We start from the raw sequence: 22,298 nt of genomic DNA, 5'->3' as shown, positions 1-22,298 counted from the left end.
TTTAGCTCCTAACGTATACATAGCTATTAAGCACGACTAAGCGACGCTTTTTATCTGCGACGCCACAACCAATCTTACCTGTCGCCTCACTTGCTTTAAATTCTTGTCGACCCTGCCAAGAAACAATAACCTCAAGGTTATATGCTTTCCCACCAGAACCCGCTACCACTTCAGGGTTAATACACACAGTTGCACCATCAAGTGATCCGGTATTCTCTCGGGCTCGAATAGCACGTTTCCATTGCTCGATATCTAAACTAGCTATTTGCGCGTTGCTACATGAGCTTGTAAAACATGTTTTAGACGATTTCTTAGTGGTTTCACTAGTAAACTCTACATCGTAAAGGGTCGCGAGCTGCGAAGTATCATTAGCTCGAATACGTTGAATAATATCATTACCAAGCGCAACAGCAGCAGCACGTTGCATTGAATCAAAGCTTGCTTGCTTTGCTTTTGCTTGCAGGGCTACAGCGCCCAATAAACCAAAGCTGAGAATAATAAACGCAATTAGGACTTCAATAAGGGTAAAACCTTTTTGCAATTTAAACGTACTCAAATACATAGTAAAACCAAATAATAATTACCTGATAATAAGTGTATGCAATTACAGATTAGATTCAACTAGAACCATGACTAACGGTTAATTATGTTGATAAGCGGTTAATAGGTAGGCGTATTAAAGTTCACTTTTTACGCTTTTGAGTGCTCGACGACTTACAGCTAACAAAGTAGTACAACCATCAAGTTCAATAACATGTTGATGGTTTTGAAGCGTATGTAGGGCAATAATTTTGTTTTTATTCACCAAAGTATGTCGATGAATTCTTAATAAATGATGCGGGTATTGCATTTCAAGATGCTTTAAACTGTCCTCAATTAAAGCTTCCCCTTGATCAAACACAACCTTGGTATACTTTTCCTCTGCGTTAAAATAAAAAATACTCTCTATTTCAACACTTCTGATAGTGCCAGCCAGTTGATACGTTACTTTTTCTGTTTGTTGCTGTTGCAGATGTACTCTGTTTAAACGTCCTAGCTGTTGTAATGCATGTTGCAAACTTTTTACTGATATAGGTTTTACCAAATACCCTGCTGCATTTAGTTGCAACGCATCAAGTGCATGCTCAGGGTGAGCAGTTATAAAAATAATTGCCGGCGGAACCGCAAAGCTATTGAGTTGATTGGCCACTTCGATGCCATTTAAGCCTGGCATATCAACATCTAAAAACACTAAATCAGGCTGAAGTTTTTTTATTTTTATTAAAGCGTCATTGCCATTACCGGCCTCACCTTGCACTTGAATAGATGTATGGCTCTGACTAAGTAAACGTTTTAAGCGTGCTCTGGCTAAAGGCTCATCATCTACAATCAGTGCATTCATAACATGTGCTCTGTTTGTTTTGGAATAACCACTTTAACTCTAAATTTATTTTCTTTGTTAGTTATTGTCAGTTGCGCCTGATCTTTATAATAAATACTTAAACGAGAACGGATATTATCAATTGCCATACCGTTATGCTCTCTAGTATTAGCGGCTTCAATAGGTACAGGGTTAGTCACAATCAAGGTTAAATAATGTGTTGTAACATGCAGCTCAATACTAATGGTAGCACCACTTTGGCTGGGCTCTACACCATGGCATACTGCGTTCTCTACCAAAGGTTGTAATGTTAGATATGGAATATAGAGCGCAGGGAGATTTTCTGGTAATGACCACTTAACCTGTAAGCGCTCAGCAAAACGCCATGACTCAAGAGCAATATATTGTTTAGTTAATACTATTTCATCACTGAGTAATACACTTTGCCCTGACCGCATTGCAGCCTGCGAAAGCGCCGCTAATGCTAAAATAGCATGCTCTGCAGCCTCAACATCATGATGCGTTAATTCTGCTGCCGTATTCAAACTATTATATAAAAAATGGGGTCTGATCCGCGCCTGCAAAGCATCAAGCTCTGCACGAGAGAGTGCTTTGGCTTGCTGCTCTTTTTCAAAATGAATAAGCAAAAATTGTACAAAAAGTAAGGTAAGCAAAAATACAATAATGCAATTACGTAACACAAAAAACGTAAGTTGTTCTTCGTTTTCTATATCAAAAGCAATATAAGAAAAAGCCAGACTAAATAAAGCAGTACTCAAACTATATACAGCAATAAAAAAACTAAGCTGAATAAACTGAGGCTGTTTTGCAAGAAATCGGCGACAAATATATATAAAAGAGGTGCTTACTAATACGGTTACATGGAGAAATAAACTAATCTCTCCCAAATGCAGCCATATGTCACCGCCAGCATTAGGAGCAAAAGCTAAAATAATAGCCACGACTTGGGTTACTATGAGGGATGCAAGTACACCACGCTCATTAAAAAGGGCCGAAAAAAGTAGTGCATCTGGTGTCAGTTGCTTACTCATTCGACCCTCCTTTTATCTATTAATAGACTAACGCAGCTCTACTGGCACAGCAAAAACAATGTTTTCTTCTTCACCTGGGTTTTCTGTTACTTGTTTGCCACCAAGCTCTTTTAAGCGTGTAATGACTTGCTGAACTAATACTTCAGGAGCTGATGCACCGGCAGTCACACCTACACTGTTGATACCATCAAACCATGATGCTTCAACATTACTAGCATCATCTATTAAGTAGGCTTGTGTACCCATTTTATCGGCAAGTTCCCGTAAACGATTAGAGTTAGAGCTATTTTTAGCACCCACAACTAATAACACATTCACTTTATCAGCTAAATCACGAACCGCATCTTGGCGGTTTTGTGTTGCATAGCAAATATCATCTTTACGTGGACCATCAATTGTGGGAAATTTACTACGTAAAGCATCAATCACATCGGCAGTGTCATCTACTGATAGAGTTGTTTGGCTGCAGTAAAAAAGATTATCCGCATTTTTTACATCAAGCTTTAATACATCATCGACTGTTTCAACAAGATAAATTCCACCTTGCTGGTTATCGTATTGACCCATGGTACCCTCAACTTCAGGGTGTCCGTGGTGACCAATTAAAATGCATTCAATGCCTTTTCTACTAGCACGGGTTACTTCCATATGCACTTTAGTCACTAATGGGCAGGTTGCATCAAATACTTTTAACTCTCTGCGTTTAGCTTCTGCACGAACAGCTTGAGATACACCATGAGCACTGAAAATAACAATACTATCGTCAGGAACCTGATCAAGTTCTTCAACAAATACGGCGCCGCGATTTTTTAAACCATCAACCACATAACGGTTATGCACCACTTCGTGACGCACATAGATTGGCTTTTCAAAAATATCTAAAGCGCGCTCAACAATACTAATTGCGCGGTCAACACCGGCGCAAAAGCCTCGTGGATTAGCTAATAATATTTCCATTAGCCTTGCACCTCAATAATATCAACCTCAAACGTTAAACGCTGACCCGCTAATGGGTGATTAAAATCGATAGTAACTGACTCACCTTGCACTTCACGAACCAAACCCGGAAGTTCAGTACCATCAGGTTGAGTGAACGCAATAATCGCACCTACTTTAGCCGGTGTTTCTGCACCAAACTTACTACGATCTACATAATAAATATTATCTGGATTGGGTTGACCAAAGGCATCCTCAGGCTCAAGCTCAAATGTTTTGCTTTCACCCGCAGTTAGGCCAAGCAAACATTTTTCAAAGTTAGCGGTTAAACTGCCATCACCCATAGTGAGCTTGGCAGGTTTGTTATGCACTTTTGTTGAGTCAGCGGCAGAGCCATCTTCTAGTTTAATAGAAAAATGAAAAATAACGTCTGAGTTTTCACCAATTACAGCTTGGCTCATGCTTTATGCTCCTTTGGTTCTTCGCCTGTAAAGGCGTCAAATAGTAATAACGCAGCGCCTACACAAATAGCACAATCTGCAATATTAAATACGGGGAAATGTGAGTCTTCGTAAAACACATGTAAAAAGTCAATAACGTAACCATAAGCAACACGGTCGTATAAGTTACCAATAGCACCCGCTAACACTAACGAGTATGCACCGCACAATACTTTATTAGACGCAGGAAGGCGCTTTAACCACCATACCAACAAACAACTAATTGCAATTGCTATTACACTTAAAAACCAACGTTGCCAGCCACCCGCTTCGCTTAAAAAGCTGTAAGCTGCACCGTAATTATGTACATAAGTGATACTAAAAACAGGCAGTAGATTAATTGACTCACCATAGGCCATGGTGTTTACAACCAGTGTTTTACTGGCAAAGTCTATTACTAGTAGTAATAGACTCAACCAAAGCCACACTAAACCACTTTTTTGGGCTAGTTTGCTCACTAAAAACAACTCCTAAGCGAATTGACGCTTTTCACCTTCACCGTCAACGTTACTAACACAACGACCACAGATTTCAGGGTGCGCAGGTTCAATACCTACATCTTCACTATAATGCCAACAGCGCTCACACTTTTTAGCATCAGTTGCTGATACGCTAATGTATAAACCTTCAATTTCGGTTGCTTGTGAATCTGCAGGCTGGCTCTCTACTTCAGTAACATTTACAGCTGAAGTGAGTAACACAAAGCGAAGTTCATCACCTAGTGCAACCAGTTTTGCAGCAAGTTCTTTACTTGCAAACAGGTTAACCGTTGCTTGCAACGTAGCGCCAATCACTTCTTCTTTACGTGCAGCTTCTAGCAGACGGTTCACTTCGTCACGCACATTTAAAATAGCTTGCCAATCTTCATTACTAAACTTGGTCGTAGTTGGTGCTTGTAAGCCCTCATACCAAGTTGAAGTAAATACATAGTCACTGCGCTCACCTGGAAGTGCTTCCCAAATTTCTTGTGCTGTAAAGCTCATGATTGGTGCCATCCAACGCGTCATCGCTTCAGCAATGTGGTACAGCGCAGTTTGACAAGAACGACGTGCATGACTGTCACTTTTTGCCGTGTACTGACGATCTTTTATAACGTCTAAGTAGAACGAGCCTAACTCGCCGGTACAGAAGTTCATTAGCTTTTGCGTCACTAATAGCATTTGGTAGCTATCGTACGCCGCTAAAATGTCATCTTGTAACTGTGCAGCACGCCCTACAATCCACTTATCAAGCTCAACCATATCATCAATAGCAACTTGATCTGTTTTTGGATCAAAACCGCTAAGGTTAGCAAGTAAGTAACGGCTAGTGTTACGAATACGACGGTAGCGATCTGCTGAACGTTTGAATATTTCATCTGATACCGTCATTTCTGCCGTGTAATCAGTTGATGCTACCCATAAACGTAAAATATCAGCACCTAGTTTATTCATCACATTTTGTGGTGAAATAACATTGCCTAATGACTTAGACATTTTGCGGCCGTTTTCATCAACCGTAAAGCCATGCGTAAGTACTTGCTTGTAAGGTGCATGACCATTAATTGCCACAGAGGTCATCATTGATGACATAAACCAACCACGGTGTTGATCTGAACCCTCTAGGTATAAATCAGCAGGACCGGTTAAATCTTCACGCGCATCAACAACACAGGCATGAGTTACACCTGAATCAAACCACACATCGAGTGTGTCTTGCACTTTCATGTATTGTTGTGCGTCTTCTTCACCTAGTAAAGTAGCTGGGTCTAAGTCATACCAAGCTTGAATACCTGACTTTTCAACAAGCGCTGCTGCTTGCTCAATCAGCTCTTGAGTATTTGGGTGTAATGCACCCGTGTCTTTATCAACAAACAGCGCAATAGGTACACCCCAAGTACGTTGGCGTGAAATACACCAATCAGGGCGGCCTTCAACCATGTTAGCAATACGGCTTTCGCCCCATTCAGGTAACCACTGAGTATTTTTAATTTCAGCCAGTGAATCTTGGCGCAAGTTAGCCTGATCCATGCTAACAAACCATTGTGGTGTGGCACGGAAAATAATAGGCGTTTTATGGCGCCAACAATGTGGGTAACTGTGCGTTAATGCATGGTGATGCATTAGGGCATTATTTTCTTTTAATACCTCAATTACACTCGCATTGGCTTTAAACACATGTTGACCGGCAAATAATTCAGTATCAGGTAAGTACACACCATTTGCGCCAACAGGGTTAGCTACTTCAAGGTTGTACTCAAGACCAGCCACGAAATCTTCTTGACCATGACCTGGTGCAGTATGCACGATGCCCGTACCAGAATCTGTTGTTACGTGCTCAGCAACAATAACAGGAACATTAAAGTCGTAAAAAGGGTGTGCTACGGTTAAGTTTTCAAGTGCTGCGCCTTTAACATAGCCAAGGATATGGAAATGGTTAAAACCAAAACGATCCATCGCATCTTTAACCAGCTCAGAACCTATAATAAGACGTTGCTGAACGCCTTCATCTTCTACTTGTACTAGCGCGTATTCTAAATCAGCATGTACAGCTACCGCACGGTTTGCAGGCAAAGTCCATGGTGTCGTAGTCCAAATGACGGTTCCTACGCTACCTGTTCCTGTATGGCCAGCCGCTAAATCAAACGCATTAACTACCGCATCTTGATCTGTAAAAGTAAAACGTACATCAATAGCTGGAGATTGTTTATCTTGGTATTCAACTTCGGCCTCAGCTAATGCTGAACCACAATCTGTACACCAATGCACAGGCTTAGCACCTTTATGAAGGTGACCATTTTTTATAATGCGGCCCAGTACACGGATGGCATTAGCTTCAAAGTCGAAGTTCATTGTTAGGTAAGGTTTATCCCAATCACCAAAAACGCCTAAACGTTTAAAGTCTACTTTTTGGCCTTCCACTTGCTTTTTAGCATAGGCACGACATTTCTCACGAAACTCTGCCGCAGTTACCTTAACACCGGGTTTACCAACTTTTTTCTCAACCATTAACTCGATTGGTAAACCATGACAGTCCCAACCTGGTACGTATGGCGCATCAAAGTCTGATAAAGTTTTAGACTTAACAATAATATCTTTTAATATTTTATTTACTGAGTGGCCTAAATGGATATCGCCGTTTGCATACGGAGGGCCGTCATGCAAAATGAAAGTTTTTTTACCTTTCTTCGCGCTGCGAATTTGACCGTATAGGTCGTCTTCATACCATGCTTTAAGCATTTTTGGTTCACGTTGTGCCAAATTGCCACGCATTGGAAACATTGTTTCCGGTAAATTCAAAGTATGTTTGTAGTCGCTCATTAATCCTACTTTCCGTTTCTATCGGCTACCTAATTTAAACCAAAACACTGCTTAGCGGCGGCAACATCGGTTGCTATTTGTGCCGTCAGTTGTGTTAATGTCTCGAATTTTTTCTCATTGCGGAGCTTTTCAATTAACTCCACATGCATAAATTGTCCATAAATATCTTGTGCAAAATCAAAAAGATGAACTTCCAATAAGGCACGAGTTCCATTAAACGTGGGTTTGTTTCCAATGTTAGCCACCCCAAAAACTTGCTTTCCTGCGATCATCACTTGAACCGCAAATACACCATTGACCGGACAAACTTGACGTTTTAGCGCAATATTTGCCGTTCTAAAACCCAGTTCGCGGCCTTTTTTCCAGCCATGAATAACACGTCCAGATATTGCATAATTATGCCCAAGCATAACTTTTGCACTAACTAGGTCACCTTCAGCAAGTGCTTCTCGTATCAAGGTACTGCTTACTCTAGCATTTAATTGCCTAAAGCTGGCAGTGCTTTTAACACTCATTCCCACTTGGGTGCCCATAGTTGCCAATAGACTAAAGTTACCTTGGCGCTGTTTACCAAACCTAAAATCATCACCAACCGTTAATGCTTTAACGCCCAGCTTTTTAATTAAAATATCGCTAACAAACTGCTCAGCATGCATGTTTGCAAAAGCCTGATTAAAGCTAATACAAATAACGCGTTCAATTCCTAAGTTACTCAATAGACGAAGTTTATCACGCAGTCGAGTCAGCCTAGCCGGAGCGTTATTTTTTGCAAAAAACTCCTGTGGCTGAGGCTCAAATAACATTACGGTGCTGGGTAAATTATTTTCTTTTGCATCAGCTAAAAGCCCTTTTAATACGGCAGCATGACCCAAATGAACACCATCAAAATTACCAATGGTCAGCACACAACCAAAGTGTTGTGGGCGTATATTGTGTATACCTCTAATTAGCTCCATGCCACCTAATGCCTTTTTCAGCGAGCGATAAAATGCGACCTCGGGCCGCAGAGTGTCCGATTATAATCTTTTTTTTAATTTGATTCAGTAATTGCTACACTTTTTATCGTATTTAGTCTAACACCCATCAAAAACAACATAAAAAAGTAACTAACAATCGCAATAATTAATAACACAACCAATAACATAACTTGTTCGCTAAAGTGCCAACTAACCCAGTCATATTGCCTACTGGTAAACCAAACCAATGCGCCCATTGTTATACTTGCCAACAAACACTTCAAAGTGAAGTAGCCACTCATGCTGGAAAACTGATAAACATTCTCTTTTTTAAGCTGTCGATACAGTAAGTAGGCATTACAACTTGCCGACATTGAGGTTGCCAGTGCCAAACCTAAATAGCCAATAAATGGGGCCAGCATAATATTAAACACCATATTTAGTACCAAAGTAATAATACCAATGCGTACCGGTGTTTTAGTATCTTGGCGAGAATAAAACCCAGGCGCGAGCACTTTAATTAACATAAAGCTGACTAATCCCACTGAGTAGGCAACCACCCCTAAGCTCACCGCCTTAACATGATCAATACCCGCTTCTTTAAAAGCGCCATGATCAAACAGCACGGTAATAATAAGCGGGCTTATAATCATCAATCCTATCATTGCTGGAAGCCCTAAAAAAATCACAAACCTCACTCCCCAATCTAGGGTATGTTGAAAGTCGCTACTTTTTTTACTGCTGTGTAATTTTGACAACGCAGGTAAAATAACCGTCGCAATACCGATGCCAAATAAACCAAGTGGAAATTCAATCAGTCTATCTGAGTAATATAGCCAAGCGATAGAGCCCGTCATCAATAACGAGGCTATTACTGTATCGAGCAGCAAATTAATTTGACTAATTGATACACCAAATAAGGCTGGAAGCATTAACTTGCGTACTTTTTTCACATTTTCATCTTGCCAACCCCAGCGCGGGCGCGCTAGCATTTTTGCTTTATACAAAAACGGCAGTTGAAATAATAGCTGTACCACGCCTCCTAAAAACACGCCAACGGCTAATGCATAAGCGCCTACAGAAAATTGGTCGTGTAATAAAATGGCACAACTAATGATGGATACATTGAGTAACACCGGGGTAAAAGCCGCAACGGCAAAACGATTATAAACGTTCATCACCGCGCCACTGAGCGCCACAAGGCTTACAAAAAACAAATAAGGAAAAGTAAGTTTTAATAGCGAACTGGCAAGCTCAAACTTTTCTGCGTCAGGCCCCCCTTGCCACCAATCAATAAACCAACCAGTACCAAATAATGCAGCAATAACAGGTGATGCTATTACACCAAAAAGTGTCACTATCAGTAAAATAGTGCCTAACGTGCCGGCGGCTTGGGCAACAAATATTCTGACCTTCTCATCGCCTTGCTGCTGTTTAATTTCACTTAATACCGGTACAAATGCTTGCGCAAAAGCCCCTTCGGCAAATAAACGGCGTAAAAAATTAGGAATACGGTTAGCAAATAAAAATACATCGGCCGCAGCGCCTGCGCCCAACAGATTAGCCACGACGGCATCTCGTACTAGCCCTAAAATACGCGAGATCATTGTCATTGCACTTACAATCATCCCAGAACGAAACAAACCTTTTGACACTATAAATCCATATTAAAAACCAGCAATTAAGTTAATTATGCCATAGTCTTTTTTATAAATCGCTTTAAAGCACTAGGCTGGAACCCCTTGCTTTGTTACAATAGCGCTATTAACTGCTAAAGCGGCAAATTGATGTTCGTTATAAGGAGCAGTTTTTCTTGAATTGTTAAAATTAAATTGACATTCATGATAAAAACAGGCATATTCCACGGCCTTTAATTTAAGCTTTATTTAAGATTGTTAGGAGCAAACCTTGGCTAACATCAAGTCTGCAAAAAAACGCGCTATCACAAGCGAAAAAAACCGTCAGCACAACGCAAGCCGTCGTTCAATGATGCGTACTTACTTCAAAAAAGTAATCGTAGCTATTGAAGCTGGCGATAAAGAAGCTGCACAGCAAGCTTTTTCTGTTGCTACACCTATCCTAGACCGTTACGCAACTAAGGGTCTAATCCACAAAAACAAAGCTGCTCGTCATAAGAGCCGTTTAGCTGCTAAAATTAAAGCGCTATAATTTGTTTTTGCAAGATTAAAAAAACCGGCTTTTGCCGGTTTTTTTTTGCCCAAAATAAATACGCCTCTTAAACGTTATCAAGCTCTGGATAAAACTTTTTCAACATCGCCGCAATTTTCTTTGGTGAAAATGGTTTAACCACAAACCCTTTTGCCCCTCTTTCTATCGCATCCTTCACATTTTCAACGCCTGAATGAGCCGACACCATCACCACGTTTGTCTCTGGTGATAACTCATTAATTTGCGCAATAAGTTCTTTACCATCGCCATCAGGTAGTTCTATGTCTAAAAATATAATATTAAAATTGGCTGCGCGACACTCGCTAATACACTGCGCGGCCGTTGACGCTTCTTTTACATTCTCTATCCCTAAATGCATTAATGTTTGACTTAGAAAGCTACGCACAGTGCTAACATCGTCAACTATTAAAATAGATAGCTGCGTATTCATATACAATCCTTATAGGCTAAAGCCATGTCTGCGAAGTTGGTGATTTGCTTAAAATACAAATATTTACTTTATTATAGAGGGCTAAGCTAAAAAGGCCAGATTTGCTTTATGTCGAAAACCACAAAAAAAAGTCGCCGCAAAAAAAATAAAGCCGCTACTGTTAAACAAAGATCCAGTAATAAGCTTGCAAACACTGGCTCACAATTAAAACTACACTCAAGTAGCGCAAAGTGTGGCATCAAGTTGACCCTGCTTTTTATTTTCGCGATATTATTATTTATACTTGTTTTAATACCAAAGCCGAGTTTACTTACTTATAAAAAATCATCTATGGTAAGCCAAAGTGTGTATTGGCCAGGGTTGTTTTCAAGCGAACCAAAACTACTGGACTCAACCCTACACCCGCGACTGGATAAGGAGCATAGAACCCTTTACCTATGTATTGATTTACAGCAACCGCAGAGCTGCCAAAAATATCGAATTATTGCTGAGAAAGGAATATTTTCAGTATTGCTTACTTACTTTTAACATTAAAAAAACTAATCTGAAAATTTAAAATTACTTGGTTGAAAGCTGTGCAAAAGATCAACATAATGGCGCTCCTTTTTTCAACAACTGAACTATTGAAACGACCATGCTAAACGAGCTAGATTGGCTTTTAAATACATTACTACTTGCACTAGGTTTAGGTGCATTCTTTATTAACCAACTGACACTGCTTCGCGTTGCAGCGATTAGTGCTTGTGGTTTGTTATTCTTATCATTTAGCTTAGATCTTATGTCGTCGAGTATTATTTCAAATATGAGTTTAGTTTTGATCAACACATTTTATTTGTTTAAAGTTTATACTTTTGGACAATTTACTGTATCTCAGCACTAATTACTTCCCCTTAGAATATTTTATAGCCCAGTTTTTCTGGGCTTTTTTTATTCTACAGCTTTAAAAATCTTGGGTCTTAGTTTGAACTAAGTTAAAATTTATCTCGTATTGGGTCTGTTGACCTTTCAAGGTTAAATTTTCAGCAGTCTGTTTGGTATTTAGGCAAGGCAGAGCCTATGTGGTGTGGTTATTCCCCATAAATAGGTGATAACGCAGCATCAATGCCAAACAGGCGCTGCCCTTTGGGTTCTACCTAAGGGCGATTTACTCTTTGTTGCTCGGTTTTTACTTAGCCCACTAGGTTACAAACCTCGCGCCGCGATTAAACCACCCCTAGTTTGAACAAATTTTAATCCGCAAAGGTCAACAGACCCTTGCCTATTTTGAGATAAGCCCATGCCGTTGTCAGATTTCGATTTATTCTTATCCTCCATGGAAGATGTTACCCCTATCAGTCACGATACAGTGACATTGCCACCTAAAAACCATAAAACAGTTATCGCTCAGCAAGAAAAAAACAAAGCGGCACAATTAAATTTAAGCAGTGAACAATTTAATTCGTTAGATGAACCACTAGAATTGCTCGACCCACTCGCCATATTAAGTTTTAAACGGGATGGCGTGCAAAGCCCGGTTTTTAAAAACGTAAGATTAGCTAAATATCAGCTCGATGCGACATTAGATTTACACGGGCAACTTTTGAAAAATGCCCATGCTTCGTTGCTTGCCTTTATTAAAGATTGCCACCAGCGCAATATAAGAATGGTTCTTGTTCGTCATGGAATAGGTATTAAAAATAAAGCCAAACCGGGGATTTTAAAAAGTTACGTAAATCAGTGGCTGCAAACAATTCCTTGTGTTTTAGCATTTCATACTGCACTCAGGCAGCATGGAGGAAGTGGGGCAACATATGTCTTACTAAAGAAGAGTGATGATAAAAAGCATCAAAACAGAGAAATTCACAGCAAGCGCAGTTAAATCTTGCTGTGCTAATAAGGGTTAGTTAAGCATCAACGCTGCTGCATTAGCTTGATTAAACCACGCAGATATTCCTAAAATAATGATAGATACAACCACAATGCTAATTTTTGCGCCCCCTTGATTGGGTTTCATAATTCATCCTATTTATTATTTTTGTTAGAACAGCTTTTAACAATAGTAAAAATTACAAATGTTAACAAGCTGTTTCTGTTAAAAATTAAACAAATTTTAATCCTTGAAGGCCAATAACTCTAAATTAATAACCTTGCTGCTTATTAATACAATTTATTAATGGTTGTCTCGCTTTCAAACGCAAAATGTTTTCTGCTATTTGCTCAATAACACTATCTAGATCTGACAACGCAGCACAGTGCGGCGTTAAAGTAATATTTGGGTGTTGCCAATAAGGGTGTTTGCTTGGTTGTGGCTCACTGGCAAATACATCAAGCGTTGCTGCTAGTAAACGTGCGTTATTGAGCGCATCGAGCAAATCAGCTTCAACGACATGCTCACCTCGGGCCACATTAATTAACACGGCGTGCTCAGGAAGTTGCTTAAGCAACTGTTGATTAATAATACCTTTGGTATTGCTAGTAAGTGGCAATAGACAGATTAAATAATCTGTATTCACTAACATATCATTTAGTCCCTGATCACCATGGTAGAGTGCTGCTATCGTTGATGTTTTAGGGCTTCGGCTCCAAGCATTAACTTTAAAGCCATTATTAGCCAACCTTTGGGCGCATGCTTGGCCTAATTCGCCAAACCCTAAAATACTGACTCGATCGTGCCTATACGCTCTTTTGGGCTTCCATTCACTTTGCTGTTGTTTTAAGAAATATTCTTTTAATCGCAATTTTTGCGCTAATACATGAGTAAGTACATATTCAGCCATGTCGTTGGCTAACTGTTTATCGACAATCCGCACCACTTCAACATGTGCAGGTAGTAAACTTAAATCGATACTATCAACCCCAGCACCAAACGATGACACCGCTTTCAAATTTAATAACTTTGGCCATAAAGACGCGGGCGCATTCCAAGCCAGTACAAATTCCACACCTGCAAAATCTTTGCAGTCATCAAGCTGCTCAATTTGAATGTTGGGTAATTGTGATTGCATTTTTGCAATTAATTTTGTGTTATCTCGACCGGTAATCGCGACTAAAACTGACATGATGATTCCTTAAAAAGTAACCCTAAATAGTAGTACTGGTACGGTTCAATTCAATAGTAGGTAAACGGTTTTAAAAAGTCACACAACTGACCGCGTATTGTCATATCCGCACTCTAAGCTAAACATATTGGCCTTAGCCTAGTATAAAAAAAGAGGTGCGTATGATCAGTGTAGATAAAGTAATAGCAACCAATTTACCACAGTTAACTAACTCATTTAAAATAAAAAAAATGGTAAAGAAAAGTCTTAGCTACTTATTACATGAACAAGAATTTACAAACTTTGCAACTGCCTATCCCCACCTTCAAGGAATAGAATTTGTAGAGCAAGTGCTTGATGAACTTGACTTTGAAACTCGCTACAAAGCTAAGCAAATAGAAAACATTCCCAGTGAAGGGAAAATTGTCATTATTGCAAACCACCCTATCGGATCCTTAGATGCACTTGCATTAATTAATGTGTTATCAACAGTGCGTTCCGATTTAAAAGTGGTGGCTAACCGTATGTTAATGACCGTTGACGCCATGCATTCGTTATTACTACCCGTTGATAACCTATCAGGGCAAAGTAAAAAACAAGAGCTGAGTAATATCCACCAGCACTTAAAAAATGAAGGAGCGTTACTTATTTTCCCTGCCGGTGAAGTTTCTCGACTTCGTCCTACGGGTATAAAAGACTGCAAATGGAACAGTGGCTTTTTACGCATTGCAAAAAAGGCTAACAGCCCTATTTTGCCTATTTATATTAAAGCCAGAAATAGCCCGCTGTTTTACGGCGCATCAATGCTTTATAAACCACTGGCTAGCTTGTTACTGGTAAAAGAAATGTTTAAGCAACGTCAAAAATCACTCGAGTTTGAAATTGGCGCTTCTATTGCCCCTGAGTCTTATTTAATCCCAGACTTAAAAGACAAAGAAGTGGTTGAGCTAATCCGTAAGCAACTATACCGTTTAACCACAAAAAAAACGCTACCATTAAAAACTCATGCTCCGATCGCCTCTCCTGAATGTAAAAAAGAATTAAAAAAAGCCATAGAATGCTGCGAACATTTAGGTAAAACCAGTGATGGCATGGTGATTTATTTGTACCAATACCAAGGAAGCTCTCCCTTATTTCGTGAACTGGGCCGCTTACGAGAAATCGCTTTTCGGGCTGTAGGTGAAGGTAGTGGAAACCGCCGAGACATAGATAAATACGATATGCACTATCAGCACTTAGTATTGTGGGATGAACATGCACTAGAGTTGGTGGGTGCTTACCGATTAGCTTGTGCACAGGATGTGATTGAACAACACTCACAAAGTGGGCTTTATACCGATAGCCTATTTAATTATACCCAAGATATGAATCCTTATTTTAAACAAGGCATAGAGCTAGGCCGAAGCTTTGTACAACCTAAATATTGGGGCAGAAAAAGTCTCGACTACTTATGGTATGGTATTGGCGCTTTTATAAATCGCTACCCTCAATACCGTTACTTATTTGGTGCGGTGAGTGTGTCAAACGCACTACCTGAGCAGGCAAAGTCTTTATTAGTGCATTATTATCAGCACTATTATGGCTGTGAAAAATCACTCGCAACGCCTAACAATGCTTTTCGTCACACACCTGATCAGCAAACTCAGTGCACTAACTTGTTCGAGGGTAATAATATAAAAGAAGATTTTGTAGAGCTTAAACACATACTCGCTAACATGGGCACGCATGTACCCACACTATTTAAACAATATACAGAGCTATGCGAACCAAATGGTGTTAAATTTTTAAGCTTTAGTATTGATCCACAATTCAATAATTGTATTGATGGCCTAGTATTGGTTGATCTTGAAAAAGTAAAACCAAGCAAAGCAAAGCGCTACTTGGGTACTGATAAATCAGCATCAGCAAGTTAAAGCGTTAACCCTTAATCGAATAACTATTAAAGCGGCATTAAGCGGCGCTTTAATAGTTATTAATACTTCAAGGCTGAGTAAAAATACCATCGAGTAATTGCGTATAAATCTTTTCTATTTCTAACAAGTCGCAAATCGGTACATGTTCATTAACCTGATGAATGCTATGGTTTCGTACCCCACACTCTATGACTTGTGTTTTTTGCTGTGCAAAAAATCGTCCGTCCGACGTCCCACCACTGGTGCTTAATAAAGGATAATTCCCCGTCACTTTAAAAATTGCCTGCTCTAACTGAGCGAGTAAGCAACTCTCAATCTTATGGCTTGTATAATAGGGTTCACATGGACGCTCCCACTGTATAACCAAATGCTCGCTGAAATCCTTCAGTGCAGCAAACACACGTTGCTTAACATGTTTACTTTTATACCCATGGCTATAGCGAATATTAAAAGTAATATCACACTGAGCTGGCACGAGGTTATCTAGCACATTATCAATATTAATACCGGTGACTTGCAGCGTTGTTTTTGAACTAAGTTCATCTAAAGGCCAGTCTATTTGTGTGAGTCTATTAACCACTTCAGCACTGATGTGCGCAGCATTAATGGTATTCTCAGGATAGGCTACATGCCCAGCCTTTCCTTGAATAGCTAATCGCGCAGATAAGGCTCCACGTCGACCATTTTTTATAGTGTCACCTACCTGCAGGTGGCTGGTTGGCTCTCCAACAATACAGCCATCAAGCACAACGCCCTGTTGTGCTAATCGCTTGGCAATCAACACAGAGCCATGCTCCGCCTCACCTTCTTCATCTGAGGTGATCAGCCAAAATAATGTTCCCTGCTTTTGCTGCGCGCTGTTTATTAACGTCTGCGTTGCACTAAGCATCGCGGCAATGCCTCCTTTCATATCGGCGGCACCACGCCCATAAATTGCATCGTTAATTATGTGTCCACCAAACGGATCGGCTAACCAGCCACCTTGCGTTGCGGGTACCACATCAATATGGCCAGAAAATGCCACCACGGGGCCTGCCCCAAAGGTTATTTTTGCAATTAAGTTTGTCACATTATTAGAACTAAATTGCTCTGTACTAAAGCCTAACTCAGTAAGGTGGTTCGCAAGCCACTCAATGCCACCAGCTGGATTAGGAGTAATCGATTTAAATCGGATCAGAGTTTGTAAGTGACTCACTGTTTTTAACTGTGCAATAGTTAAGTACGGCGCTTGTGCTTTTGTATTGATAGCTTTTGTCATAATAAACACACCTCGTTTTAGCAGTGTATTTATTACAACGACTTTTTATGACCGCATTATGAATTTACTAGCTAACGTGCGCCCTCTTCTATTAATGTTTCTCGTGTAACCTGCACTATGTGCTTATCTTCTTTAGTTAACTTGGTTTTTTTCCAAGAGCCACGCATAAACCATGCAAATGCTATCAATGCGATGGTTATGTTAGTAATTGCAAAAGAATACCAAATGCCTTGATCGCCAAGCTCAGTATGATTAGAAAGAATATAAGCGGCAGGGAACTGCACTACACATTGTGATAATAACGCGATAACCATTGCATTGAGCATATTACCTGAGGCACGAAAAGCAGCAACAATACAAAGTTGCACCCCTATTCCACCCCAACTTAAGCACATTACTTGAATAAACTGCGCCCCATTAGTAATAACGTCATTATCGTCAGGAATAAAAAATGCAACTAATGAATCTGCATATAAATATGCAATGGCGCCAACACATGAGAGCCCTAACAAGCCCCACACACTAGCAAGTTTAGTGATCTGCTCAGCCCGCTTGATATTACCAGCCCCCATATTTTGCCCAACCAAGGTTGATACCGCCATTGATAAGCCCATAGCGGGGATCATCACCATTTGCAAAATATTAGAGCCAACACCATAAGCAGCAATTGTCGTAGTACCAAAGCTGGCAACTAGAAATGACATGATGATCAAACCAAATGCACGTGTCGATAATTCAATAGAGCCTGGCGCTCCCAAGAAAAAAGCGCGCTTAATATAGTGCCAGTCGGGGTAAAAGCTTTTTAGCTGTAATTGAATACCATGGCGACCACGTAAAAATATAATGATGCCCGCAAGCGCCGCTAAGCTCTGTGTAACCAATGTTGCTAGCGCAGCGCCCATCACACCAAGCCCCTCAAAACGACCATAGCCAAATATGAATAACGGATCGAGTATAAAGTTAAGTAACACGGTTGTGCTGACTATAATTAACGGCACCTTAGTTTGCCCAATACCCCGCATCAGCGATTGAAACATGGCATAAATAAATACAAAAATAACGCCAATAAAAGATACATGCATAAACTTAAGCGCATCACTATATACGGCCGCTTCAACCCCCAGTAAGGTTAAAAAATAAGGTGATAATGCATAGCCTAGTAACCCAAGTAATAGTGCAACTAATGTCACCATTAACACCGTTTGCGCGGCAACATGGTTAACCTTATCTTGTTGTCCTGCCCCCATGTATTGGGCTGATAAAATCGCCCCAGCCATAGCAAATCCTGAACCTATCGCAATAACTAAAAATGTGACAGGCATACTAATAGATACAGCAGCCACTTGCGCAGCCCCTAACCGGCCAACCCAAAAAGCATCTGTAAGCTGATAAGCAGACTGCAAAATATTAATGAGGACAATAGGAATGCCTAATTTTAATAGCGCTTTGGCAATAGAGCCTTGAAGAAATAGTTGACCAGAGGGAGTCATGAGGCCGCTTACTTTTATTAAACCGTGAACATAGACTTAGTTTAACAAAACTAGCTGATTATATTCTGAATACTTCGTTTACGGCCGGTATTTAAGTGATCAGTCAATAATTTTTGAGCACTAAGTAAGTAAAAGTTTAATCTAAATCAATAAATAGAGGCTCTTTACTTATACGCTTTTGAAACTTTGATCTAGAACAGGTTTTTATTTTTAAACTCGAGCGATAATAGCCTCAATCAACAAATAGTCACACAGTAGTTCACGGAGAACAACATGAAAACTAAACTAAGCATTGCAATACTTACTTCTTTACTAGCTCTTTCTCCTGCAGCACACGCTAACTTTAGCGTTAATGTTGGCGCAATTAATGTTAACCCTGATAACGATGGCTCAAAGATTAACGAAGCACCTACTCTTGGTTTAAAAGGTGATTCAAATACTCAGTTAGGTATTACTGTAGATTATGCATTTAACGACCAATGGGTGTTAGAGCTTATTGCAGCAACGCCATTCTCTCATGATGTAGAAGGTACAGGCGGTTTAGCTGGTAATAAAATTGCCGACATTAAACATTTACCACCATCACTGGTTGCACAATACCACTTTTTAGACAGCAGCTACGCACTTCGTCCATTTGTTGGTGTAGGTATTAACTACACGACGTTCTTTGACGAGCAGCCTTCTGCAGCACTTAAAGCAACTTTAAATACTGACGACGTGGAAGTAAAACTAGATGATTCATTTGGTTTTGTTGCTCAAGTAGGTGCTAACTACAAGATTGATGAGAAATGGGGCCTACACGCTATGGTATCTATCATGGATATTGATACTGATGCGACTGTATATGCTAATGGCGCAAAAGCATTAACTTCAACCGTGTCACTTGACCCTGTTGTAGCTATGTTTGGTCTTAAATACTCGTTTTAATAACGATTATGTGTGTGTTAAAAAGGCCGTAAGGCCTTTTTTTTTTGCGTGTAATTAACGAGGTAAGTTATTTACTTTTTTTTGCTCAAGCATTTCTTTCCAATGAATTATTTCTGCCGGTAAAATAGGTGCTACGCCTTCAAAACCAGCAACCTCCAGCATATGCTCAACGCTTACCACCCCTTTTTTACTTTTAAATACGCCACGTACATAGGCAATTGCATGTAAGCCACGCTCTGAATGAAATTTTTGTTCAATATAAAAGTATTTATGATCCCAGCCGACTAAACGGGTACTAATGGTAAAGCGCTGCATAGGCTTAATATCACGGATATAAGTAATGGCGGTTGCATTAACAATAGGAAACCAACGACGCTTCATTATTTGCTTTAGTAAACCAACTCGCTCGGTCATCCATGTGCGCGATAAATCCATCATTGCTAAATAGCGTGAATTAGTTAAGTGCAAATTAATATCACAGTCACTTGGCAGTGCTTTGTAGTCTATATCAACCGTGTCTAACAATGATTGATAATCACGATTACGTTTAATTTTGAAAAATAATAGCAGCAGTCTAAAATATAAGTTCACAGTAGAGGTCTTACCAGTTTGTTTTTTGTGAGTGTATCATAGCAATTGATCCCCTAGGGTATTTTTACACCAAGGGGTCAATCACTAAGAAAGGTTGTTTTAATATCTATCTTTAAACTTTAACCGTTTTACGATTAATACCGTAATCACGTAGTTTATTAGCTACCGCTGTATGACTCAGCCCTAAGCGCTTAGCTAACTGACGTGAACTTGGATAAGCTGGATAAAGCTTACGCAATAAGGTAGCTTCAAAACGCTTAACCGCTTGATCAAGCGAGCCCTCAAAATCAGACTCTAAATAGCCTAAATCATGAGTAAAGGTCGGCAGTTGTAAATGCTCAACTCGCAATTCACTGTCTTCTAACAACGATACCGCACGGTAAATAGCATTTTCTAATTGGCGCACATTACCTGGCCATGGGTAATCTTGTAAAAACGTTAAACATTCTTCAGATAGCTCAGGCACAGTATGGCCATTTTGCTGCGCATATTTTTGAATAAAGTGCTCGGCAAGTGGGCCAACATCGGCTTTACGATCTCTCAGTGGTGCAATTTCTAACGTTAGTACATTAATGCGATAGTATAAGTCTTCTCTAAATACGCCCTCTTGCACCATTGCAGGTAAATCTTTTTGGGTAGCAGCAACTATGCGAACATTTACTTTAACTTCGTTTTCGTCGCCTACTTTTCGAAACGTACCGTCTTGTAAAAAGCGCAGTAATTTAGTTTGGAGCTGAGTCGACATTTCACCCACTTCATCTAAAAATACTGTTCCACCATCCGCTTGTTCAAGTACACCGCGTTTAGGCGCTGCATTTTCTTCATATCCGGCGTAACCAAAAAGTTCTGACTCGGCAACATCATCTGGTAACGAGGCACACGATAAAGCAATAAACGGTTTTACTGAGCGGTTAGATGCATAGTGACAAGCTCGCGCTAATAACTCTTTACCTGTGCCGGTTTCACCGGTGATAAGAATAGGGGCTTCAAGTTGCGCCATTTTACGCGCTTCGCGTACAACACGACGCATCGCCGTACTAAAATTGTGAATTGTCGCAAAGCTTTCTTGGCCATAGCGTCTAAACGCACTCACTTGCTGACCTAGGCGGCTTTGCGATTTTATATTAATTACCGCACCCGCTAATACATCCCCCTCACTGCCTTGTGGTACAGCAATAGGTAAAATATCGGCAATAAAGTCTTCACCTGCCACTTCTACACGGGTAGTTTGCCCAAGTACTTCTTTGCCTTCTAACCAACGGGTAAAATTAAAACCTTTAAGTAAATTATTGATATTGGCGCCAATGACTTCTTTTTCTGTTAGCTGTAAGTCTTTACACGCCGCGTCGTTACACAAACGCACCCAGCCTTTAGCATCAATAGATATAACACCATCTGGCAGTGCTCTTAATAAGGTGTTTAATTCATTGTGCTCACGTTCAGAAGGTAAAAACGCGGTGGTACGTACATCATGTACACCATCGATCAATCGAATTGAAGGCATAATTTTTTGAAATTGTTCAAATTCAATTTCAGGAAAACTCACATACATACGGCAATTAACTGAGTCGACTTCAATTCCTTTCAAGTCAACATTGTAGCTAACTAAAATATTAAGAATCTCTTGAGCAATACCAACTCGGTCTGCACAGTGAATATCTAAACGCATACACCCTCAGGTAAGGAAAAAACTAATTGGCGTGAATAATACGCTAACTATGATTATCAGCATAGTTTATTGTAAAGAAATTTGGACGAAAAATGTTTTTTTACTCCCTAGAGCGCTTTTTCAAGCACTTAAAATATTTAATCTTGGCTGCTCACTAAAAGTCGGGGGTCATTACATGTAAATATAGCCAAACTAACTTTGTATAAATTATATTCTGCAATGGGCTAATCACTGCTGTGCATGCGCTAATATTTGCTCATGTTTAATCTAAACGGTGATTATTAAAATAAAGTAGTAAAGGTTAACGATTGTTGAATAACTTGATGCTTGTAACCCCCCGTAAATAAAGCGGTTTTATATTTTTTCAATAGAACTTAAAACCGGATAAAAGATAGCTTTGCAAAGACAATGTTACCTGTGTTGTTAAATATCTTTTTTGATAAGTTTAGGTGTTTAGTGCAACAACTAGAACTTTAGGTGTTGGTATTTAACAATTACATAACGGATGTGTGATAGCGCGCTCAACGCTTCCCCTCGTACAAAGGTCTATGTATACTTAAGCGCAATTGTAACTAGGATAAGGGTGTGACTCTTACCTAAACGTATAGCTGCGTTTAGCAAACCATTACCTTAGCTGCATAAAAACACTGATGATCGAGCATTTATTATACTTTTTAGAAGTAACAATTTAGCTAAATAAAAAACCACAA

General features: G+C 39.8%; 20 protein-coding genes. 5 read left to right on the top strand and 15 right to left on the bottom strand.

All coding sequences use genetic code 11. The features are described from left to right. Position 1 precedes the first annotated feature (1 nt). From pilV to murJ, 9 genes are all read right to left on the bottom strand, one after another. Positions 2-562 carry a type IV pilus modification protein PilV gene (gene pilV / locus FLM47_RS04920; RefSeq protein ID WP_178955529.1) on the bottom strand — a complete coding sequence of 187 codons (561 nt, stop codon included), beginning with the start codon at positions 560-562 and terminating at the stop codon, positions 2-4. A gap of 114 nt (positions 563-676) precedes the next feature. Next, positions 677-1,381: a LytTR family DNA-binding domain-containing protein gene (locus FLM47_RS04915; protein WP_138607626.1), complete on the bottom strand. Its 705-nt coding sequence runs from the start codon at positions 1,379-1,381 to the stop codon at positions 677-679. Next, the gene (locus FLM47_RS04910) at positions 1,378-2,412 is read right to left on the bottom strand and encodes a sensor histidine kinase (protein ID WP_178955527.1); all 1,035 of its coding nucleotides are present in this window, start codon (positions 2,410-2,412) and stop codon (positions 1,378-1,380) included. Before FLM47_RS04910 ends, FLM47_RS04915 begins: the two co-directional genes overlap by 4 nt. A 27-nt stretch (positions 2,413-2,439) precedes the next feature. Next, the gene (ispH, locus tag FLM47_RS04905) at positions 2,440-3,369 is read right to left on the bottom strand and encodes a 4-hydroxy-3-methylbut-2-enyl diphosphate reductase (RefSeq protein WP_178955525.1); all 930 of its coding nucleotides are present in this window, start codon (positions 3,367-3,369) and stop codon (positions 2,440-2,442) included. Then, positions 3,369-3,809, bottom strand: a complete 441-nt coding sequence (gene fkpB, locus FLM47_RS04900) for an FKBP-type peptidyl-prolyl cis-trans isomerase (RefSeq protein ID WP_010391275.1) — start codon at positions 3,807-3,809, stop codon at positions 3,369-3,371. Before fkpB ends, ispH begins: the two co-directional genes overlap by 1 nt. Continuing rightward, positions 3,806-4,306 carry a signal peptidase II gene (gene lspA, locus FLM47_RS04895; protein ID WP_131690731.1) on the bottom strand — a complete coding sequence of 167 codons (501 nt, stop codon included), beginning with the start codon at positions 4,304-4,306 and terminating at the stop codon, positions 3,806-3,808. The genes fkpB and lspA overlap by 4 nt, the downstream gene beginning before the upstream one ends. Before the next feature lie 12 nt (positions 4,307-4,318). After that, on the bottom strand, positions 4,319-7,147 hold the full coding sequence (gene ileS / locus FLM47_RS04890) for an isoleucine--tRNA ligase (RefSeq protein WP_178955523.1): 2,829 nt from the start codon (positions 7,145-7,147) through the stop codon (positions 4,319-4,321). Between the two features lie 29 nt (positions 7,148-7,176). Next, positions 7,177-8,103, bottom strand: coding sequence for a bifunctional riboflavin kinase/FAD synthetase (gene ribF, locus FLM47_RS04885; RefSeq protein WP_075170608.1), 927 nt, complete (start codon positions 8,101-8,103; stop codon positions 7,177-7,179). Between the two features lie 74 nt (positions 8,104-8,177). Continuing rightward, complete coding sequence (gene murJ, locus FLM47_RS04880; protein WP_041709107.1) at positions 8,178-9,716, bottom strand: murein biosynthesis integral membrane protein MurJ; 1,539 nt, start codon at positions 9,714-9,716, stop codon at positions 8,178-8,180. A 295-nt stretch (positions 9,717-10,011) separates the two neighbouring features. Here murJ and rpsT point away from each other — a divergent pair, with 295 nt between their 5' ends. Further along, a complete protein-coding gene (gene rpsT / locus FLM47_RS04875) occupies positions 10,012-10,272 on the top strand; it encodes a 30S ribosomal protein S20 (RefSeq protein ID WP_008114420.1) in 261 nt (86 codons plus the stop codon). Positions 10,273-10,339: 67 nt separating this feature from the next. Here the strand turns inward: rpsT and FLM47_RS04870 are convergent, their stop codons facing one another. Beyond that, positions 10,340-10,723 carry a response regulator gene (locus FLM47_RS04870; protein ID WP_138607618.1) on the bottom strand — a complete coding sequence of 128 codons (384 nt, stop codon included), beginning with the start codon at positions 10,721-10,723 and terminating at the stop codon, positions 10,340-10,342. 634 nt (positions 10,724-11,357) lie between these two features. Between FLM47_RS04870 and FLM47_RS04865 the strand changes: the two genes are divergently transcribed. Further along, positions 11,358-11,603: a hypothetical protein gene (locus FLM47_RS04865; RefSeq protein ID WP_008114416.1), complete on the top strand. Its 246-nt coding sequence runs from the start codon at positions 11,358-11,360 to the stop codon at positions 11,601-11,603. Between the two features lie 396 nt (positions 11,604-11,999). Continuing rightward, positions 12,000-12,581, top strand: coding sequence for a DNA endonuclease SmrA (gene smrA / locus FLM47_RS04860; RefSeq protein WP_178955521.1), 582 nt, complete (start codon positions 12,000-12,002; stop codon positions 12,579-12,581). A 259-nt stretch (positions 12,582-12,840) separates the two neighbouring features. Here smrA and FLM47_RS04855 read toward each other — a convergent pair whose 3' ends face one another. Further along, positions 12,841-13,761, bottom strand: coding sequence for a glyoxylate/hydroxypyruvate reductase A (locus tag FLM47_RS04855; RefSeq protein ID WP_178955519.1), 921 nt, complete (start codon positions 13,759-13,761; stop codon positions 12,841-12,843). 161 nt (positions 13,762-13,922) lie between these two features. Between FLM47_RS04855 and FLM47_RS04850 the strand changes: the two genes are divergently transcribed. Beyond that, on the top strand, positions 13,923-15,653 hold the full coding sequence (locus FLM47_RS04850; RefSeq protein ID WP_178955517.1) for a lysophospholipid acyltransferase family protein: 1,731 nt from the start codon (positions 13,923-13,925) through the stop codon (positions 15,651-15,653). A gap of 67 nt (positions 15,654-15,720) precedes the next feature. Here FLM47_RS04850 and dapE read toward each other — a convergent pair whose 3' ends face one another. Beyond that, positions 15,721-16,911: a succinyl-diaminopimelate desuccinylase gene (gene dapE, locus FLM47_RS04845; RefSeq protein WP_178955515.1), complete on the bottom strand. Its 1,191-nt coding sequence runs from the start codon at positions 16,909-16,911 to the stop codon at positions 15,721-15,723. 71 nt (positions 16,912-16,982) lie between these two features. Beyond that, positions 16,983-18,401: an MATE family efflux transporter gene (locus FLM47_RS04840; protein ID WP_054202105.1), complete on the bottom strand. Its 1,419-nt coding sequence runs from the start codon at positions 18,399-18,401 to the stop codon at positions 16,983-16,985. Positions 18,402-18,674: 273 nt separating this feature from the next. On the opposite strand from FLM47_RS04840, the gene FLM47_RS04835 reads away from it, so the two are divergent. Further along, positions 18,675-19,328, top strand: a complete 654-nt coding sequence (locus FLM47_RS04835; protein WP_010391257.1) for an OmpW family protein — start codon at positions 18,675-18,677, stop codon at positions 19,326-19,328. Positions 19,329-19,382: 54 nt separating this feature from the next. Here the strand turns inward: FLM47_RS04835 and FLM47_RS04830 are convergent, their stop codons facing one another. Next, the gene (locus FLM47_RS04830; RefSeq protein WP_008109547.1) at positions 19,383-19,919 is read right to left on the bottom strand and encodes a thioesterase family protein; all 537 of its coding nucleotides are present in this window, start codon (positions 19,917-19,919) and stop codon (positions 19,383-19,385) included. Positions 19,920-20,031: 112 nt separating this feature from the next. Continuing rightward, on the bottom strand, positions 20,032-21,588 hold the full coding sequence (gene tyrR, locus FLM47_RS04825) for a transcriptional regulator TyrR (protein WP_008109548.1): 1,557 nt from the start codon (positions 21,586-21,588) through the stop codon (positions 20,032-20,034). Positions 21,589-22,298 lie beyond the last annotated feature (710 nt).

The sequence above is a fragment of the Pseudoalteromonas sp. Scap06 genome, from assembly GCF_013394165.1.
Classification (GTDB): domain Bacteria; phylum Pseudomonadota; class Gammaproteobacteria; order Enterobacterales; family Alteromonadaceae; genus Pseudoalteromonas.
The sequence above is the reverse complement of the archived record's forward strand: the minus strand, read 5'-3'. Positions and strand labels throughout refer to the sequence as shown.